This is a genomic window from Klebsiella sp. K5-45 (genome assembly GCF_030128605.1).
In the GTDB taxonomy this organism is placed as follows: domain Bacteria; phylum Pseudomonadota; class Gammaproteobacteria; order Enterobacterales; family Enterobacteriaceae; genus Klebsiella; species Klebsiella quasipneumoniae.
Window position 1 is genome coordinate 1 of record NZ_JAKUZW010000059.1, and the last position, 830, is coordinate 830.

The 830-nt window shown below is 60.0% G+C and carries 2 protein-coding genes; both read right to left on the bottom strand.

Annotated elements, in window-relative coordinates; all coding sequences use genetic code 11:
* Positions 1-465 (bottom strand): dTDP-4-dehydrorhamnose 3,5-epimerase (gene rfbC, locus MKS11_RS27435; RefSeq protein WP_284109800.1); only part of this gene is annotated, 465 nt, incomplete at its 3' end.
* Positions 466-479: 14 nt separating this feature from the next.
* Positions 480-830: sugar nucleotide-binding protein (locus MKS11_RS27440; protein WP_284109801.1), on the bottom strand; the 351-nt coding region annotated here is incomplete at its 5' end.

Here is an 830-nt window from a genome sequence, read left to right on the forward strand (position 1 = left end):
AATCCCTATCTCCGGATCGTTCCAGATGATGCTCCGTTCTGACTGCGGCGCGTAGTAGTTCGTCGCCTTGTAGACAAACTGCACCGTGTCGCTCAGCGCCATAAACCCGTGGGCGAACCCTTCCGGGATCCACAGCTGACGTTTATTCTCTGCGCTGAGCACCGCGCCCACCCATTTGCCAAAGGTGGACGATGAACGACGGATATCCACCGCCACGTCAAACACCTCGCCTTCCACACAGCGGACCAGTTTGCCCTGGGCGTGCGGAGCCAGCTGATAGTGCAGCCCGCGCAGTACGCCTTTCTGGGACTGGGAGTGGTTGTCCTGGACAAAATCCACCTGGCGGCCCACCGCTTCATTAAACACCTTGCTGCTGAAGCTCTCGAAGAAGAAGCCCCGCGCATCACCAAACACGCGCGGTTCAAAAATCAGCACCTCAGGAATCTCTGTTTTAATAATGTTCATCGTTTGCCACCCGTTTATTTGCCCAGGACTTCCGTTACCACGCGAGCCACACCCTGACGCCAGTCCGGGAGAGTCACCCCGAATGCCTGCTGGAATTTTTCATTCGACAGGCGTGAGTTGAGCGGACGCTTCGCCGGCGTCGGATAGGCCGTCGTCGGAATGCCCTTCACTTCCTGAACCGCCAGCTCTGCACCGTGCGCCCTCGCCACCTCAAACACATAGCGGGCGTAGTCGCACCAGCTGGTCTCGCCGCTGGCCACCAGATGATAGGTGCCGGCCAGCGCCGGATTACGCAGCGTTTCACGGATTGCCGTCGCCGTGCAGTCTGCCAGCAGCTCAGCGCCGGTGGGCGCCCCGTGCTGGTC